The organism is Parabacteroides sp. An277 (assembly GCF_002159645.1).
In the GTDB taxonomy this organism is placed as follows: domain Bacteria; phylum Bacteroidota; class Bacteroidia; order Bacteroidales; family Tannerellaceae; genus Parabacteroides.
This window is the reverse complement of record NZ_NFJB01000083.1, coordinates 1-1095: the sequence shown is the minus strand read 5'-3', so window position 1 is coordinate 1095 and position 1095 is coordinate 1. Positions and strand designations below refer to the sequence as shown.

Sequence of the window (1095 nt, the reverse complement as noted above, 5' to 3'; positions counted from 1 at the left end):
CGCTTAATGACGGCAAACATCCTGCATACCAACTTAAACCGGACTGCATTAAGCACAACTCCGTAGGGTTTCCCTTCTTTCCTTTTCCTAAGGAAATATATTTTCATTTCTTTGTCATGCACAATGGCAGAATTGGCCGCCTGCGAAAGTTCGGCCCGCAATAATTTAGGCCCTATATGCGAGATGTGAGGATTGACACGGACGCTCGTGCCCGATGTGCTTCCATGCGGGGCGATACCCAAGTAATTGGCATATTGACGAGCCGTTTCAAAGCCTTTGAAGTTATTCGTATGCACCAATGTCTGAATTGCGTTCACCTTCCCGATTCCCTTGATGCTGAGAAGCAAATGATAATTGCGAGATAAAGAATCCTCGGTGCGGATAACCTCTTCCATTTCCTCTTCTATCGCCTTTATCTGGTTTTCCAAAAACTCCCGGCTTTGCAATGCACGCGTAAGGGACAATGTGCCGGGTTTTCCTTCTTTTTCTGTAATAAAGGCTTTATGGACAGCCAATTGTTTTATATAAGATTTCCGTTCGGCAATCAACTCCTGCAAGCGGATGACAGCACTTTCGCTGAGTCGGGAATACGTCAGTTCCTCCCTGTGCAACCAGGTGTAATACGCAATGCGTTCCGCGTCCAGCTTGTCGTTCTTGCCACGTACCAATCCTAACGCATGCTTCAAGGTAAACGGCATATAAACGCTATAATCCACCTCCGTTTGTTCTAAAAAGAGACGCAAGTCATACCCATACGCTCCCGTATTTTCCATGCCTACGACAATGTCTTTCAGCTTTATGCGTTTCTTCTTGAACCATGCAAGCAACTCTTCAAAGCCATCCGCATCATTTGAGATCTTCAAATAATTTTCACTGTCCGACTTTTTCTTCATCGAATCATAAATGACAACATCCAACGTTTTTTTCGAGATGTCAATACCGATAAACCATTTCTTTTCCATACCTTTGTTTACGCTAAAATTTATAGTTAACCATAGGTTGAATTCACTAAATCCTTTATTAGGCTTATCGACCTACAATTCTACTTAGGGCAATTCAACTGAAAAGAAAAAGAGGACTAATTCTGCGCATAGA

Annotated in this window: 1 protein-coding gene; it reads right to left on the bottom strand. The window is 43.0% G+C overall.

The annotated features are described in order from the left end of the window. A partial coding sequence (locus tag B5F77_RS15385) for a transposase (RefSeq protein ID WP_087332348.1) occupies positions 1 to 962 on the bottom strand: 962 nt, incomplete at its 3' end. Positions 963 to 1095: the final 133 nt, after the last annotated feature.